At 70.7% G+C, this 15,860-nt stretch carries 13 protein-coding genes; 6 read left to right on the top strand and 7 right to left on the bottom strand.

Annotation, left to right across the window (positions count from 1 at the left end; genetic code table 11):
• Window positions 1–60 precede the first annotated feature (60 nt).
• The gene (locus ACWD5F_RS06445; protein ID WP_451251667.1) at window positions 61–1,038 is read left to right on the top strand and encodes a catalase; all 978 of its coding nucleotides are present in this window, start codon (window positions 61–63) and stop codon (window positions 1,036–1,038) included.
• Between the two features lie 45 nt (window positions 1,039–1,083).
• On the opposite strand, the gene ACWD5F_RS06440 is transcribed toward ACWD5F_RS06445, so the two are convergent.
• Window positions 1,084–2,001, bottom strand: a complete 918-nt coding sequence (locus ACWD5F_RS06440) for a LysR family transcriptional regulator (protein ID WP_451251665.1) — start codon at window positions 1,999–2,001, stop codon at window positions 1,084–1,086.
• A gap of 70 nt (window positions 2,002–2,071) precedes the next feature.
• On the opposite strand from ACWD5F_RS06440, the gene ACWD5F_RS06435 reads away from it, so the two are divergent.
• The gene (locus ACWD5F_RS06435; RefSeq protein WP_451251663.1) at window positions 2,072–3,049 is read left to right on the top strand and encodes a DMT family transporter; all 978 of its coding nucleotides are present in this window, start codon (window positions 2,072–2,074) and stop codon (window positions 3,047–3,049) included.
• Between the two features lie 2 nt (window positions 3,050–3,051).
• Here the strand turns inward: ACWD5F_RS06435 and ACWD5F_RS06430 are convergent, their stop codons facing one another.
• The 6 genes from ACWD5F_RS06430 to ACWD5F_RS06405 all read right to left on the bottom strand — a co-directional run bounded on the left by ACWD5F_RS06430 (window position 3,052) and on the right by ACWD5F_RS06405 (window position 11,104).
• Window positions 3,052–4,791 (bottom strand): ABC transporter ATP-binding protein, encoded by a 1,740-nt coding sequence (locus ACWD5F_RS06430; RefSeq protein WP_451251662.1) that lies wholly within the window; start codon window positions 4,789–4,791, stop codon window positions 3,052–3,054.
• Window positions 4,788–6,557 (bottom strand): ABC transporter ATP-binding protein, encoded by a 1,770-nt coding sequence (locus ACWD5F_RS06425; RefSeq protein ID WP_451251660.1) that lies wholly within the window; start codon window positions 6,555–6,557, stop codon window positions 4,788–4,790. The genes ACWD5F_RS06430 and ACWD5F_RS06425 overlap by 4 nt, the downstream gene beginning before the upstream one ends.
• Window positions 6,550–7,593: an ABC transporter substrate-binding protein gene (locus ACWD5F_RS06420; protein WP_451251658.1), complete on the bottom strand. Its 1,044-nt coding sequence runs from the start codon at window positions 7,591–7,593 to the stop codon at window positions 6,550–6,552. The genes ACWD5F_RS06425 and ACWD5F_RS06420 overlap by 8 nt, the downstream gene beginning before the upstream one ends.
• Window positions 7,594–7,703: 110 nt before the next feature.
• A complete protein-coding gene (locus ACWD5F_RS06415; RefSeq protein WP_451251656.1) occupies window positions 7,704–9,233 on the bottom strand; it encodes an SDR family oxidoreductase in 1,530 nt (509 codons plus the stop codon).
• Window positions 9,234–9,362: 129 nt separating this feature from the next.
• Entirely contained in the window at window positions 9,363–10,448 is a 1,086-nt protein-coding gene (locus ACWD5F_RS06410; RefSeq protein WP_451251654.1) for a Gfo/Idh/MocA family protein, read from the bottom strand.
• Window positions 10,433–11,104 (bottom strand): ThuA domain-containing protein, encoded by a 672-nt coding sequence (locus ACWD5F_RS06405; protein ID WP_451251652.1) that lies wholly within the window; start codon window positions 11,102–11,104, stop codon window positions 10,433–10,435. The genes ACWD5F_RS06410 and ACWD5F_RS06405 overlap by 16 nt, the downstream gene beginning before the upstream one ends.
• A gap of 312 nt (window positions 11,105–11,416) precedes the next feature.
• Between ACWD5F_RS06405 and ACWD5F_RS06400 the strand changes: the two genes are divergently transcribed.
• The 4 genes from ACWD5F_RS06400 (at window position 11,417) to ACWD5F_RS06385 (ending at window position 15,759) form a co-directional block, all read left to right on the top strand.
• Window positions 11,417–12,160, top strand: coding sequence for a hypothetical protein (locus tag ACWD5F_RS06400; protein WP_451251650.1), 744 nt, complete (start codon window positions 11,417–11,419; stop codon window positions 12,158–12,160).
• Window positions 12,161–12,261: 101 nt separating this feature from the next.
• On the top strand, window positions 12,262–13,158 hold the full coding sequence (locus ACWD5F_RS06395) for an alpha/beta fold hydrolase (protein ID WP_451251648.1): 897 nt from the start codon (window positions 12,262–12,264) through the stop codon (window positions 13,156–13,158).
• Window positions 13,159–13,424: 266 nt separating this feature from the next.
• Window positions 13,425–14,189 carry a helix-turn-helix domain-containing protein gene (locus ACWD5F_RS06390; protein ID WP_451251646.1) on the top strand — a complete coding sequence of 255 codons (765 nt, stop codon included), beginning with the start codon at window positions 13,425–13,427 and terminating at the stop codon, window positions 14,187–14,189.
• Between the two features lie 49 nt (window positions 14,190–14,238).
• Complete coding sequence (locus ACWD5F_RS06385; RefSeq protein WP_451251644.1) at window positions 14,239–15,759, top strand: CHAP domain-containing protein; 1,521 nt, start codon at window positions 14,239–14,241, stop codon at window positions 15,757–15,759.
• The last annotated feature ends 101 nt before the right edge of the window (window positions 15,760–15,860 follow it).

The following is a 15,860-nucleotide window of genomic DNA, read 5'->3' as shown; positions in this document are numbered from 1 at the left end:
GACTCCCGCGCCGTCTCGATCAGCCGGGCCCGCGACGAACACGAATGCGATGATGCGGCCATGGCACAGACACCGCAGGACTCCTCAGTCACCGCGGACGGCATGACCGCCGCGCAGGCCGTCGACCGGATCGAAGCCGCCGCGCACCCGCGTCCGCACGATCGTCGGCTGCACGCCCGCGGAGCCGTCTACGACGCGCGCTTCGTGCCCAGCGGGCAGATCGCGAAGTGGACGACCGCCGCCTGCCTGACCGCCGAGTCCGAGGCGGTCATCCGGTTCTCCAACGGCTCGGGCAACTTCGACGCCGACGACCGGGCCCGTGGCGTACGCGGCATGGCCGTGAAGTTCCTCGACGCCGACAAGAGCCTCATGGATCTGGTGGCCGCCAATTTCCGGGTCTTCCCCAGCCATAATCCCGAAGGATTCATCGACCTTGTCGAAGCGCTGGGCAAGGCGGGAACGGAGGGCGGATTCGCCGACCGCGCCAAGGGCAGACTGGCCGCGGCCGGCAAGTTCGCGACCGTCCTGGCCCAGCACCCGGAAAGCCGGGGCGCGCTGAAGTCCTTCGCCGGCCAGCAGGCCCCCACCAGTTTCGCCACCACCCGCTACGACGGCCTGCACGCCTTCGTCCTGGTGGACGACTCGGGTGTGCGCCGGCCCTTCCGCTACCGCCTGGTGCCCCAACTGGGCGAAGTCGAACTGGATCCCGCGTACGCCGAGACCCTGGCCCCGGACTTCCTGATCGGCGACCTCGACTCCCGCCTCGAGACCGGACCCGTCACCTTCACTGTGGTGTACCAGTTCGCGGAGCCGGGCGACCCCACCCACGATCCCTCGCAGGCGTGGCCCGAGCACCGACCGCTGATTCCGGCCGGCCATCTGCACGTGACGGCCCGCTCGCCGCGTGAGGACCACTGGCAGCGGCAGGTGTTCGACCCCACCCGCCTCGCCCCGGGCGTGGAACCCTCCGACGACACCATGCTGGCCTTCCGCCGCCACGCCTACTCCGTCTCGGCCGAACGCCGGCTCGCTCCCTGACCCTGCCCCCCGTTGAGGCGATCGGTTGGGGTGCGGTGGTCCGGATCAGCTCCTGCGGACCGCCGCCGCACGTTCCTTGAGCGCCTCGAGCAAGGCATGCGACGCGTGGTGGGACGGCGTGCCCGGCGCGGTGTAGACGCCGATGTACCGCTTCGCGGTGGGGGTCAGGACCAACGCGCGGGTGTCGGGGCGGTCCTCGACGGCGAGGGCGGGGATGAACGCGATGCCGACGCCTGCCGCGACGAGCGCCTGCATGAAGGGGAAGTCACCGGCTCGGCACGCCACTTTGGGCCGCAGCCCGTGCGCGGCGGCGAGCGCGTCCAGTGCGTTGCCCGGAAGGTCCCACATCTGGATCCACGGCTCGTCGGCGACGTCGTCGAGCCGCGCGGTCGAACGCCGGGCCAGGACATGGTCGTTGGGCACGACGAGCCGCAACTCGTCCTGCACGAGAGGGTGATACTCGTACCGCCGCCCGACATCGGCCCAGTCCGGAGGCGGTTGTTCCGTGTGGAAGTGGTAGACGAGGGCCATGTCGGTGCTGCCGTCGTCGAGCGCGGAGAGTGCCTGCTGCGGCTCGGACTCGATCACGGTCGTATCGACGTGCGGGCCCCGGCGGCCGGCGAGGGCGGCCAGAGCAGGGGCCAGCAGGAGCATGCCGGCGCTGGCGAAGGTGGCGACGGTCAAGGACGGTGGTCCCTGTTCCCGCAGCTGGGCGAGGGTGCGTTCGGCGCGGTGGAGTTCGCCGTGGATGGTGTCCGCTGTGCGGAGCAGCGCCTGCCCGGCCGCGGTGAGCGTGACGCCCCGGGTACTGCGCTCGAAGAGGCCGGCCTGGGCGGCGCGTTCCAGGGCCGCCATCTGCTGCGAGACCGCCGACGGCGTCAGACGCAGGGCCTGGGCCGCCCGCGCGAAGCTTCCCCAGTGGGCGACTTCACGGAAGACGGCCAGCCGTTGAGCCTCGATCATCAGCCCTCCTTACGACCGGTTTAGCAATACCCTACTTCTGCTTACGACGCGACGCTGTCAGCCTGGCTGAATGATGTTGAGTGCGCGAGAGCGTTCCGGGGCCGCCCTGGCCCTCGGCGCGGTGTGCCTGGTCGGCGGCTCGGTCGCCGCGGCGGGCCGGCTCCACGACTTCCCGCTGATCGGCGGGCAGGCCGCGCGCTACGGCCTGGCGACGGTGTTCCTGATCGCCTGGGCGCGCGTCCGCAAGCACACCTTCGTCCGCCCGAGCCCGACCCAGACGGTGTGGATCGTCCTTCTGGCCGTCATGGGTATGGCGGGGTACGGCGTCGTCCTCGTGTACGCCACATCGCTGACGGCACCGGGCAACGTCGGTGTCGCCGTCGGTGCCGCCCCGCTGGTCATCGTCCTGGTCCGTTCCCTGCTGTCACGGTCACGCCCCTCGCGGGGGCTGGTGAGCGGCGCGGTGTGCGTCGGGGTGGGCTGTGCCGTGGCCCAGGTGTCGGCGGGTGCCGGGGTGGAGTGGGACGTACGGGGGTTCGGGTGGTCGTGCCTGGCCGTCCTGGGGGTCGCCTCGGTCACGTTGCTGGGGGCGTCGCCAGTAGGGCAGTTGGGCGCGCTGACGGTGACGACGTACGCCTGCGGGATCGCGTCGGTGCTGCTCTTCGTCGTGGCGTGGATCGAGCGGACGGCCACCGGGACTCCTGTACTCCGGGCCCCGACGGCCGTGGAGTTGTGGGCCCTGGCCTTCCTCGCCCTCGGCGTGACCGCTGTCGTCTTCCTGCTCTGGTACGCGGCTGTCGAGCGGCTCGGTGCCGGGCGGGCGGGGTTGTTCAACGGCCTCATCCCCTTCGCCTCCCTCCTCGCCCTCTTCGTGACCGGAGCGGGCGGCGCCGAGACGAGCCAGATCGCCGGAGCCGCCCTGGTGCTTGTCGGTGTCGTCATCGGGCTCCTTGCGGCGAAGCGCGACAACGAACCGTCAGCCGAAGGGAGTTGCCGCGCTCGCCGATGGCCGCGCCTGGCCGGCAGCCGTGATCTGCCCGCGCCGTAGCACTACTGACGGTTGGTCAGGCGCCAACCCTGGGCGCGTTCGTAGTCGTACCAGAGGGAGGCGTAGCGTCCCTCGGCGGCGAGGAGGTCGGTGTGCCGGCCCTGCTCGACGATGCGGCCGCTGTCGAGGACGGCGATGTGGTCGGCCGTGGCGATGGTGGACAGACGGTGGGCGATCACCAACAGCGTTCTGCCGGCGCCGAGTTCACGCAGGGCCTCGTGGACCGCGTTCTCGTTCTCGGCGTCCAGGGCCGAGGTCGCCTCGTCGAGCAGCACGATCGGGGTGTCCTTGAGCAGCGTGCGGGCGATGGCGACCCGCTGGCGCTCGCCGCCGGAGAGCAGCGAGCCGCCCTCGCCGACGCGGCTGGCGAGGCCGTCGGGCAACCGCTCGGCGATGATGTCGACCCGGGCCCGGCGGGCCGCGTCGCGGACTTCGGCGGCGGTGGCGTCGGGGCGGCCGAGGCGGATGTTCTCCTCGATGGTGGCGTCGAGCAGATGCACGTCCTGGAACACCAGCGACACCATGTTCATCAGGTCGTTCCCGGCCAGTTCGCGGACGTCGACGCCGCCGATCCGCACGGCGCCCGCGTCGGTGTCTGCGAAGCGGGCGATGAGTTTGGTGACGGTGGTCTTGCCCGCTCCCGAGGGTCCGACGAGGGCGGTGGTGGATCCGGCAGGGACGGTCAGGTCGAGACCGTCGAGGACGGGGGCGTCGGAGCCGTCGTAGCGGAAGCGGACCGAGTCGAGCTCGATCGACGCTTCGAGATCGGTGGTGGGGTGCGGGTGTGCTGGCTCCGGCAGGGGCGGGGTGCCGAGGAGGGTGTCGATGCGGTCTATCGCGGCGCGGGTGGCGCGCAGGGCGGAGGCCGCGGAGGCGATGACGGCAAGGGGCTGGAGGAAGTGGACGCCGAGCACCAGCAGAGCGGTGATGCGGGCGGGGGTGATCTCGTTGTCGGTGGCCAGCAGCAGACCGACGACGAGGACGGCGGTGAAGGCGAGTTGAATGGCGAGCTGCCCCAGATGCAGGCCCGGCAGGGCACCCATCACCTCACGGCGGGCCGCGCGGTGCTGGCTCTGGAGGGCCTCCTCCAGCTGCCGATGACCGCTGGTGGCACGGCCGTTGGCGCGCAGCACGGGCTGTGCGCCGGCGAACTCCACGAGCTGGGCGCTCGCTTCGGCGGCGGCCTTGTCGTGCTCGGCCTCGGTACGGTCGGTGAGCCGTCCGGCCAGCGCGAACACCAGCAGCACCACGGGGACGGTGACCAGCACGGCGACAGCGATCCGCCAGTCGTAGCAGAGCAGGAAGACGGCGATGGTGGCGGGCGTGAGAACGGCCCCCAGCAGCGTCTGGGCCAGGTGCACGATGCTGGTGACGGTGTTGACACCCTGCCCGAGCAGGCGTTCAAGCTGCGCGGTACGGGTGGCGTCGAACCAGCCCAGCGGCAGCCGGACGACGTGGGCGCCGATCCGCTCGTACAGGGCGCGGCGCCAGGCCGAGGAGAGCTGTAGCGCGCGCAACTCCTTGTCGTAGTGGGCGTACCAGCCGACGGCGACGGCCCCGGCGAGCGGCAGGAGCCACCAACCGGCTTCGCCGGTACGGCCGTTGAGCAGGGCGGACAGGAGCGGCATGAGCAGTCCGAAGGCGGCGCCCTCGCTGATCGCGTAGAGGGCGGTGGCCAGCAGGAAGCGGATCAGCAGCGGACGCCCGGCGCCGCCGACGATCCGCAGGAGTGCGGTGGTCATGCCTGGCTGCTTCCGTGTTGGGCGCGCCACATGCGCGCGTAGCTTCCGTCGGCGGCGAGCAGATCCTCGTGCCGCCCGCGTTCGGCGATCCGTCCGTCGTCCAGGACCAGGATCTGGTCGGCGGCGGCGATGGTCCGCAGCCGGTGCGCGATGACCAACAGGGTGCGCCCGCCCGCGAGTTCGGCGAGAGCGTCCTGCACGGCGACCTCGGACTCGGGGTCCGCGAAAGCCGTCGCCTCGTCGAGCACCACGATCGGTGTGCCGGCGAGCAGGGTGCGCGCGATGCTCACACGCTGCGCCTCGCCGCCGGACAGTCGCGCGTCCTCACCGACGACCGAGTCGTAGCCGCGGGGGAGCGCGGTGATCCGCTCGTGGACGGCGGCGGCCTTCGCCGCGGCCTGTACGGTCTCGTCGCTCGCGTCGGGCTGGGACATCGCGATGTTGTCGCGGACGGACCGGCGCAGCAGGACGACGTCCTGGAAGAGGAAACCGAGGGTGCGGTACAGCTCGTCGCGGTCCAACTCCCGTATGTCGACGCCGTCGAGGCGGATCGCGCCGCCGGTGACGTCGTAGAAGCGGGCGAGCAGCATGCCGAGCGTGGACTTGCCCGCGCCGGAGGGGCCGACCAGGGCGGTGACCGTGCCGGGGGCGAAGCGGGCGTCCAAGCCGTGCAGCACCTCACGGTCGCGGTCGGCGGAGGGGTAGCCGAAGCGGACGCCGTCCAGCTCCAGGACCGGGGGAGTACCCGGCGCCCGCGGTGGCAGGACGGTCGGACGGGCCGCGGCCTCCTGGACAGGTTCTCGCAGCAGGCCGGCGATGCGGTGTGCGGCGCCGAGGGCGGTGCGGCGCAGACCGCGCGCCGCGTAGATGGGGGTGATCTGCTCGAACAGGCCCAGCCCGAGCAGCGTGAACGCCAGGATGTCGACCGGATCCGTCCAGCCGAGCGCGACCAGCCCCACCCCGCAGCCGGTGATCAGCAGCAGGATCGTCGCCGGCGCCACCGTGGCCCGCGTCAGACTGCGCTGGCGGATGAAGAGGCGCTGCGCCTCGTCGTTGACGTCCGCGTAGGCGGCGGCCGCCTCGCTGAAGCGCTGCGGAGTCCGACCCCCGCCGAAAGCTTTGGCGACGCTGATCCCGCGTACCAACTCGATGGAGGCGGCGGTGAGTTCGAGCTGTGCGGCGGCGATGCGCTGCACCGGCTCGGCGGACCGGGCGGCCATCCGCATCCGCACGCTCTGGGCACCCGCGATGACGGCGAAGGTGAGCAGGGCGAGACGCCAGTCGGCCCACAGCAGGTAGACGCCGATGACCGCGGGCCCGGCCACGGCGGCGGCGAGGTCACCGCGGGCGTGCGCGACGGCGTGGTGCAGCGCGCCGACGTCGTCCTGCACGGTCGTCTTCACCTTCGCGGAGACACCCCCAGCGAACCAGCCCAGCGGCAGCACCGCGAGATGGTCCGCCAGCCTGCGCCGCAGTCCCAAGGCTAGGTCGGCGTCCGCGAGATGGCCGAGGGTGCCCGCGAACAGATAGAGCAGCAGCCGTACGGCGAGCAGGGCAACGGCGGTCCAGGCGATGGCCCACAGATGGTCGTCGCGGCCGTCGAGGAGGCGTCGGCCGATCTCCACGACGGCGACCATGGGCGCGATGGACAGGGCTGCCGCGAGTGCCTGAAGTGCGGCGGCGGTCGTGACTCGGCCGACGACCGGGGCCTGCAACTCGGCGAGATCGCGGGCGTCTTCGTCCTTTCCGGTACGCGGTTCAGGCACTGCGCTTCGCCGCCTCGGCCAGCTTGGGCACGACCGCGTCGAGGCCGTAGGGGAGGCTCAGCACCGACGGGAACCCGAGGGCGATCGCGGTGGCCATGTCGAGGCCGATGTAGGACTTGCGGCGAACGGCCTCGAGTTCCTTGAAGAGTGGCTGCGCCTCGAACTCCTCGCGCCCCTGCGGGGTGTCGAAGGCGAGGAGGACCACGTCGGCGTCGAGGAGATCGAGCCGTTCCTTCGCGATGGCGGCGCGGCCGGCGGTGACGCTGTCGGGCAACGAGGTGACCTTCGGGGAGAGCGTCATGCCCAACTGGCCGAAGAACTGGGCGCTGGCGTCGTCGGCGCTCTTGATGGTGAACACGTCGCCGCCGACCACGGGTCCGAACGTGAAGGTCTTGCCGCGGAGTTCGGGGTGCTGGTCGCGTACGTCCGCGATCTTCTTGCGTACGTCCGCGACCAGCGAGTCGGCCTTCTCCCGCCGGCCGAGCACGTCACCCGCACGCCGGGCCATCTCGTCCCAACTGTCCTGCCCGACTCCCTCGCGATAGCTGAGGGTGGGCGCCAGACGGGCGAACTTCGCGTAGTGATCGTGGAGTTGATAGTCGTCGCCGGCCAGGATGAGGTCAGGTCTGGCGGCGGCGATCTTCTCGTACGGCATACCTGCCGCCGTACCCACGAGCACCGGCGGCGATGCGGGCTTCTGCCACGGGGCCAGGCCGCTGGGGAAGACGGCGTTCTTGGTGGCGAGGACGAGCGGGGCACCGAGGGCGAGAGCGAGGTCGGTGTCGCGGAGATAACCGCAGGCGGCGACCCGCTCGGGCGGCGAAGTGACCTTGGTGGCGCCCTCCTTGCCGCTCACGGTGACGGGGAAGCCGGCGGCCGCGGCCTGCGCCGTCCTGACGGAGTCACCGCTCTTGTCGTCACCGCCACTCGCGCCGTCCTCGCCCGACGAGCAGCCACTGAGCGCCAGAGCGGCACCCGCAGCTCCGAACAGAAAGCCACGCCGTCCCGGCGAAGGGCTGTCGGCGACGGAACGCATGCGTGGAGTCACGGGGTTGGGCCTCTCCGGACATGGATGCCTGTACGTTCCAGCAGTGTAAGTAAGGTTAGGCTAACCATGTAACCCGGCGTACCGGTCTCGTGATCGCGCTAGTCGGCCTGCGTCGCACCGCCGGAAGCGTCGACACGTTCCGCGGTGCGCGCGATCGAGCGGGCCATGCCGTTGAACACGGTGGCGTGGAAGGGCGCGACGCTCCACCAGTAGAGGTGTCCCGCCAGTCCGCGCGGGTGGAAGAGCGCGCGTTGCCGGTAGCGCACGTCGCCGTGTTCGCCTCGTTCCGCGCGCATCTCCAGCCAGGCGAGTCCGGGGAGGCGCATCTCCGCGCGCAGTCTGAGCAGTTGGCCTCGCTCGATCTCCTCGACGCGCCAGAAGTCCAGCGCGTCACCGACCCGCAGCCGGTTCGCGTCACGGCGGCCGCGACGCAGGCCCACCCCGCCCACGAGCCGGTCGAGCCAGCCGCGTACGGCCCATGCGAGCGGGAAGGAGTACCAGCCGTTGTCGCCGCCGATTCCCTCGATCACCCGCCACAGGGCGTCGAGATCGGCATGGACGTCCTGGGTCCGTTCGTCGGTGTAGAGGCTGCCGCCCGCCCAGTCGGGGTCGGTGGGGAGCGGGTCGCTGGGGGCTCCGGGCAGTGACGCCGAGGACCAGCGCGTGGTGACCTGGGCCTGACGCACGCGCTGGAGAGCGAGTTCGAGGGCTCGGTCGAAGGGCAGCGGGGACCCGGGCGGGTCGGGTACGTGGTCGGCGATGTCGTGCTCGGCGCACACCACCTCGTGCCGCAGGGACTCGGCCAGCGGGCGCGCGAGTGCGGCGGGCACGGGGGTGACCAACCCGATCCAGTGACTGGACAGCCGTGGCGTGAGCATGGGCACGGGCACGATCAGGCGGCGGGGCAGGCCGGCGACCAGCGCGTACCGTTCCATCATCTGCCGGTAGGTGAGGACGTCGGGGCCGCCGATGTCGAAGGTACGGTTCACGTCCTCGGGCATGCGGGCACTGCCCACGAGATAGCGCAGCACGTCGCGGACCGCGATGGGCTGGACGTGGGTGCCGACCCAGCTGGGGGTCACCATGACGGGCAGGCGTTCGGTGAGATAGCGCAGCATCTCGAAAGAGGCAGAGCCGGACCCGATCACGACGGCGGCGCGCAGCACGGTCGTCGGGACACCCGAGGCGAGCAGGATGCGACCGACCTCGGCGCGGGAGCGAAGGTGCGGGGAGAGCTCGTCCTCCGGGACATCGGCCGGGTTCAGGCCCCCGAGGTAGACGATTCTCCGGACCCCGGCGGTGCGGCACTCCGCAGCGAAGGTCTCGGCGGCGAGACGGTCCTTCTTCTCGAAGTCCCGCCCGGAGTTCATGGAGTGCACCAGGTAGTAGGCCACCTGGACGTCGTGCAACGCGGAACGCAGACTCCCGGCGTCCGTGACGTCCGCGCGTACCACCTCCACCCGGTCCGCCCACGGGTAGTCGCGCAGATTGGCCGGGGTGCGGGCCAGACACCGGACGGTGTATCCGGCGTCCAGCAGCTCCGGCACCAGCCTTCCGCCGATGTAACCGCCGGGACCGGTGACCAGACACCGCTCACCGGCCTCGGGGATACCTCCGTCACTGACCATGGAAAGTCACTCCGATGCCTGACGGACGCTGCGTGGACGTGTTCCGAGAAAAACGCGATCACTCACCATTCTGACCCTCGTGACGCAGGTCGGCAGGTCGGGTGCCACGAGGGCCGGGAGCTACGAGGGTCAGGCGACGGGAGCCGGCCGTTCGCAGGTGGTGGTGACCGTGAGGGTACGGCCCTGGTGCGCCGCGTCCAGCAGCGTGAGCATCACGTCCAGGACGTGCTCGGCGAGTTCGGCGGAGGCCAGGTGGGGGCGGCCGGCGGCCAGGGCGACGGCGAGGTCGGCCAGGCCGACACCGCGTCCGGCGTGCGGGTGACCGGCGGAGACCGGAAGCGGCCGCCAACTGTCGGCGCCTGCCTTCCACAACCGCACCGGGCCGTCGAAGTTGTTGGGGTCCGGCAGGGACAACGACCCCTCGGTGCCGTGCACTTCGATCCGCGGCAGATCGGCGCCGTGGATGTCGAAACTCATCAACAGGGTCGACAGCGCGCCGTTGGCGTGGTGGAGGATCCCGGTGACATGGGTGGCCACCTCGACGGCGAAGCGCTGTCCGGCACGGGGTCCACTGGCGATCTCGCGCTCGGTGCGCGGTGCCGAGGCCGCGCCGGTCACCGCGGTCACCGGACCGAGCAGGTGGATCAGCGCCGAGAGGTAGTAGGGGCCCATGTCGAGCAGCGGACCGCCGCCGGGGCGGTAGTAGAACTCCGGATCGTGGTGCCACGCCTCGTGGCCGGGGGAGGTCATGAACGCGGTCGCGGCGACGGGCGTACCGATCAGTCCGTCGTCCACGGCCTTGCGTCCGGTCTGGACACCGGTACCCAGCACGGTGTCGGGTGCGCAGCCGACCCGAACTCCCGCGCCGCGTGCGGCGGCCAGCACGGCGGCGGCCTCCTCGCGGGTGGTGGCCAGCGGCTTCTCTCCGTAGACGTGCTTGCCGGCCGCGATCGCGGCCAGCGCCACATCGGCGTGTACGGCAGGGATGGTCAGGTTGAGCACGGCGTCGACGTCGTCGCGCGCCAGCAGGTCGGCCAGGCCGCCGACGGCCAGCGCGCCGGACGCGGCGGCCGCCTCCTCGGCCCGGGCGGTGTCCAGGTCCGTGACCGCGGTCAGCCGCAGGGCCTCGGTCGTGGCCAGTGTCGACAGGTACTGGCCGCTGATCCGGCCCGCGCCGGCCATGCCGATCCGCAGCGGTGTCATCGGCTCGCCCACAGCAGCCCCCGTTCGGTGAGCGTACGGACCTCGGGTACGTCGAAGTCGTCGGGCTTGTGGCCGATCGCGGACACGAAGACCTTTCCACTGCCGTAGGTCCTGGTCCACACGGTCGGCATGACGACGGGATGGTCCCGTTGCTCGTCGGCCGGGAAGGTCGTCGTGGCGAGGACATCGATGTCGGGGTCGGTCGCGACCCAGTACTGCTCGGTGTGGACGGCGAAGTCGGCCAGGCCCTCGATGACCGGGTGGCTCGCGCGTTCGGGCACGAGCCGGACCGTGTAGTCCACGAAGTCGGCCGGATGGAACAGGAATTGGCCCCCGGTGAGGAGGTGGTAGTCGAGGTCGCCGCGGAAGGAGTCGATGACGCCGCCGTGCCAGCCGGCGAACCCGGTGCCCGCCCGCACCGCGGCCGCGAGCGTGCGGGAGAGTTCGGGGGCGATCGTGTCCATGGTCCAGCACTGGACGACGAGGTCGGTGGCGGCGAGCCGGTCCGCGTCACCGTAGACCTCGAGGGACTCGGCGGTCTCGACCGTGAATCCGTGTTCCTTGAGGAAGGGTATGAACCGTTCGGTGATCTCCACCGGTGAATGGCCTTCCCAGCCGCCGCGCACGACGAGGGCCCGCCGCCCGGGAGTTGAAGAGGGGTTGGTCATGGACCTTGATCACTCCTGTCCGTTTCGCGGGTGCAGCCTGGCGTCCGCCAAAAGCGGCACTTGTACCCCATACACTGCCGCTGCGTGTCCGTTGCACACAATCATGTCGGGGGAGAGCAAGAGATGAGTGCCTGGAATCCGCAGGGTCCACAGCCGCCGCACCACCCACAGGGTCCTCCTGGTCCTCCGGTGCCGCCGCAGCCGTACCCGTACAACGTCCCCCCTCACCAGGGCGGCTATCCGCCCCAACCGCACCCGTACCCCTACCCCTACCCGCCGGGGTTTCCGCAACCGGTGCCACAACGCGTGGGAGTGTTCCGCAGAATGTGGCGGGCCGGCGGTCCGATCGCCATCGCACGCCGGGTGTTCAGGCCCTCGCGCCCGGACCGGGTGGAGGACGCGGTGGTCGCCAAGATCCAGAAGATCCGGACGTACGTGGGTCTCGGCGCCGTGCTCTGGGTGGCGTACTCCTACAAGCTGGTCGACTCGGCGAGCGACGCCGCGAGCGATCGGCTCAACGACTCCTGGATCAGCATCCTGGTCCTTGCCGTGACCTTCCCGGTCTTCATCGGCTGGTTCGTCTTGCTGGCCCGCCCGCCGGCCCGGCGGCAGTTGCTGCGGCGCGCGGCGAAGCCGTCCGGCGCGGTGCTGGCGATCATCGGCGGTGTGGCCGTCTTCCCCGCCGCCGTTCTCTCCGGTCTCGTCGACGGAAAGCTGGCCGTCAACCCCGTGATGTCCGTGGTCAGTTGGCTGCTCACGGTGGCGACTCTCGTGTGGGTCCTGCCGTTCGTCATCTACGGCATGGGGCTGTCCCTGCTCCACGTCTTCCGCACCGTGGACATCCACGAGACCGTGCCGCCGCTGCTGACGATGACCCTGGTGTGGGAGATGGCACTGGTCAACCTGTTCACCGGCTCCTACGAGGGCGTGCCGGCAGGCGTGCGGATCGTCCTTCTCCTCGGAGGCCCGCTGTCGGTCACCGCGGTCGGCTACTGGGAACTGCGCCGACTGCGCGCCAATTACGGTCTGACGGTGCGCGGTGCGCTGATGCGTTGACGGTTCTCCTCGGCCATTTCCACCGTAACTCGGGGAGTGGGCGGAAAACGTCAGACCGTGGTTCGTTCTTTCGCGCTCCTGCCGTGGCTACCGTCCTGGCCATGGCAGAAGCGACAGCACACGACGTCGGCCCGTCCGGGATCGAGATCGCCTACGAGCGGTTCGGTGACCCCGAGGCTCCGGCGGTCCTCCTGATCACGGGGGCCGGCGCGCAGCTGATCAACTGGCCGGAGGGGTTCTGCCAGGCCTTGGTGGGCCGGGGAGTTCACGTGATCCGGTTCGACAACCGCGATGCCGGCCGGTCGACGCACCTGCACGACGCACCCGTACCGGACTTCGCGGCGGCGCTCTCCGGAGACCTCTCGTCGGCGTCGTACACCCTCGCGGACCTGGCGGCGGACTCCGTCGGCCTGCTCGACGCTCTCGGGCTCACGGGCGTCCACCTCGTAGGCTCCTCGATGGGCGGAATGATCGCCCAGATGATCGCGAGCGAGCACGCGGAGCGGGTCCGCTCGCTGACGTCGATGATGTCGACGACCGGTGAACCCGGCGTGGGGGAGGCCGACTTCTCACTCTTCGCCGCACTGGGTCCACCGCCGCAGGACCGGGAGGACTTCGTCGAGTGGCAGGTACGTGCCCTGCGACTCGCCGCGTCCCCGGGGTTCGCCTTCGACGCGATCGCGGCGGCCGAGCGGGCCGGACAGGTCTTCGACCGGGGATACGACGTCCTCGGCATGCAGCGCCAGGGCCTCGCGGTCGTGGCGACGGGGGACCGCACCGAGCGACTGCGCGGTGTACGAGTGCCCACGCTGGTCGTGCACGGCGCCGCCGACCCCGTGTGCGACGTCAGCGGCGGTCGCGCCACGGCCGCCGCCGTACCGAATGCCGACCTGTGGCTCGTGGAGGGAATGGGCCACAACCTTCCGCACGAACTGTGGCCCCAACTCGCCGCCCGCATCGCCGAGCACGTCCATCACGCCGAGACAGTGACGGCGTGACCTGACCTCGCGGCGCGGTCGCCGACGTGGCGACCTCCCTCGACTCGGCTGTCGGCACGTTCGCGTCAAAGAATCGACCGGGTATCCGCAAAAGACTGTCCTCCCGCGCCCGCCCTCATCCCCTCGGCCCTAGTGTCGCTGGCCGGGCGAAGTCGGGGGACCAATCGGTGGACGTATACGCACAGCCTCACCCTGCGCTGAGAGAGCTGCTTCAAGGCGCCTATCACGCGGGAACGGAGACTCTCCATCCAGGTGAGGTCATCGCGGTGCCGGCGAGCCTGTCGGTGTCGTTGAACCTGAACGTCGGCGAGCCCCTGGCAGGTCTGCCCGCCGCCTACGCGGCCGGCCCCGGCTTTCTCTACCGGTATGGCGGGGCCGAGTCGTCCTCGGTGCAGGTGGCGTGGATCGGGCTGCGGTTGACGTTGCTCGGCGCCTACCGGCTGCTCGGCGCGCCCCCGGCCGAGCTGGCCGGGCAGGTCGTCGACCTGGCCGAGGTGTTCGGGCCTTCAGGGCGCGTACTGGCCGAGCGGTGCCGGGCCGCGCGCAGCCACCGGGAGCGGTTCGCCCTGCTCGACGCGTTCCTGCTGCGCCGCTCCGCCGAAGGGCCGCGGCCCCGAGCGGAGGTCGTACGGTCGTGGCAGTTGCTCTCCCGCTCCGCCGGGCGGGCCCGGATAGCGGAACTCGCGGCGGACGTGGGGTGGAGCAGCGACCATCTCGGGCGTGAGTTCCGGCGACAGGTGGGGCTGCCGCCCAAGACGGCGGCACGGTTGATGCGACTGATGAACCTGCTCGCGTGTGTCGGTGCGGAACGCACGCGCTGGCCCGAGTTGGCCGCCGACCACGGATACAGCGACCAGTCGCATTTCAACCGCGACATACGGGAGTTCACCGGCATGTCCCCTTCGGAGTACGTCTCCCGGCTCCGGCCGTGCGGCTGCCTGGGCGCGGACCCAAAGCCCGCCCGCTCGTCCGGGCGGTCCGCGAGCGGGGCATCGGATTCGTTCAAGACGGCGGCATCGGCGCGTTCGTAACCTGCGGCGGAGATTCCACTCGCCACGAAGGACGCCCACAGAGGACGCCATGCCTTTCGCACACATCAGTCTGCCCCTGCGCCGGTGGGGCATCGCCGTGACCGCGCTGTTCACCCTGGCCTTCTACTTCTCCGCCCCGGCCCCGCCGGCCCACGCGGACATCGTGCTGGGAGACGTCCAGAGCATCGCCGACATCGCGCGCGGCCAGACCCATCGCTTCGAGAGCCTCGGAGAACCGGGGCGGGTCTGCGATCCCGGATATCTGACGAGTTGCAGCGGTAACGGCGGCAAGGGTGAATACTGGTGCGCCGACTTCGCCCGGTGGGTGTGGGACCGGGCCGGCTTCCACACCGAGTACCTCAACGCCGCCGCCGCCAGCTTCAAGACGCAGCGCGCCAGATACGGCGGTGAGCATTCTGCGCCGCGGGTCGGCGACGCGGCCCTGTTCCACGACGTCTACGGAAACCAGAAGGGCGTGGTCCACCACGTGGCCATCGTGGTCGCGGTCGACGGCGGTTCGGTGACCATCGTCAGTGGTGACGTCGGAGGCGAGGAGAACACCAGGGGCCCCGAGGGCGACGAACAGGCCCACTTCGCGCACACCTCGAAGGTCCGTGAGGACACGCTCGGCTCCGCACCGGGGACGATGTTCGGAGACTCCGAGGCGATCGACGGCTACGTCAGCCCCGTGCCCAAGAGCCAGCCGCTGAACGGCGGCGGGGGCTCCGGAGGCGGCGGTGCCAGTGGTGGCGGGGGCGGCGGCTCCGACAAGCTCTGGATGAACACCTTCGCCGCGGCGACGGGACGCGATCACGGCGGCAAGCTGTACGCCGGACGCAACTACGTGTTCTGCCGCGAGTGGGGCACTCAGGTGGGATCGGGAAGTGCGTACAACCACTGGTGGCTGTACACCGACATGGACACCGGCGGCCGGGACTTCGTCTCCGCGTATTACCTCAGTGGCCAGGGCAACGACTCCGCCCAGGACGAGAACGGCAATGACCTGCCGACCTGCGACGGCACCACCACCGGCACGGGCCGCAGCGGCGGACGCACCTGGGTGAAGACGTTCGCCGCCGCCAAGGGTCTCAACGACGGGGGCACCCTCAACGCCGGGCGCAACTACGTCTTCTGCAAGATCTGGGGAGACAAGGTCGGCTCCGACAGCGCCTACAACCACTGGTGGCTCTCGACCGACATGGACACCGGCGGCCGGGACTTCGTCTCCGCGTATTACCTCAGTGGCCAGGGCAACGACTCCGCCCAGGACGAGAACGGTGACGACATCCCCGAGTGCGCCTCCGGGGACGACGCCGGCGGCAAGGTGTGGGTGCAGACCTTCGCCACCGCTCCCGGACGCGACCACGGTGGCGCCCTCTACGCCGGCACCAACTACGTCTACTGCAAGGTCTGGGGTGCGCAGGTGGGCTCCGGCAGCGCGTACAACCATTGGTGGCTCTCGACCGACATGGACACCGGCGGCCGGGACTTCGTCTCCGCGTACTACCTCAGTGGCCAGGGCAACGACGTCGCCAAGGACGTCAACGGCCAGGACATCCATACCTGTTGACGCCGAGCATGTGTTGCTGATGCCGGTCCCGCCTCTTCTCCGCCACGGTGGAGAGTTCAACCGGAGAGCGGGGCCGGCGCTCGTTTCTGGGCCACGCGGCC

The organism is Streptomyces sp. NPDC002499, assembly GCF_053595415.1.
Note: the sequence above shows the minus strand (reverse complement) of the source record. Positions and strands in the feature narration are given on the sequence as shown.

Bases quoted from the DNA above. Each gene is read 5' to 3' on its own strand.
- ACWD5F_RS06445 (WP_451251667.1), top strand. From the start codon at position 61: ATGGCACAGACACCGCAGGACTCCTCAGTCACCGCGGACGGCATGACC.
- ACWD5F_RS06440 (WP_451251665.1), bottom strand. From the start codon at position 2,001: ATGATCGAGGCTCAACGGCTGGCCGTCTTCCGTGAAGTCGCCCACTGG.
- ACWD5F_RS06435 (WP_451251663.1), top strand. From the start codon at position 2,072: ATGATGTTGAGTGCGCGAGAGCGTTCCGGGGCCGCCCTGGCCCTCGGC.
- ACWD5F_RS06430 (WP_451251662.1), bottom strand. From the start codon at position 4,791: ATGACCACCGCACTCCTGCGGATCGTCGGCGGCGCCGGGCGTCCGCTG.
- ACWD5F_RS06420 (WP_451251658.1), bottom strand. From the start codon at position 7,593: ATGCGTTCCGTCGCCGACAGCCCTTCGCCGGGACGGCGTGGCTTTCTG.
- ACWD5F_RS06415 (WP_451251656.1), bottom strand. From the start codon at position 9,233: ATGGTCAGTGACGGAGGTATCCCCGAGGCCGGTGAGCGGTGTCTGGTC.
- ACWD5F_RS06405 (WP_451251652.1), bottom strand. From the start codon at position 11,104: ATGACCAACCCCTCTTCAACTCCCGGGCGGCGGGCCCTCGTCGTGCGC.
- ACWD5F_RS06395 (WP_451251648.1), top strand. From the start codon at position 12,262: ATGGCAGAAGCGACAGCACACGACGTCGGCCCGTCCGGGATCGAGATC.
- ACWD5F_RS06385 (WP_451251644.1), top strand. From the start codon at position 14,239: ATGCCTTTCGCACACATCAGTCTGCCCCTGCGCCGGTGGGGCATCGCC.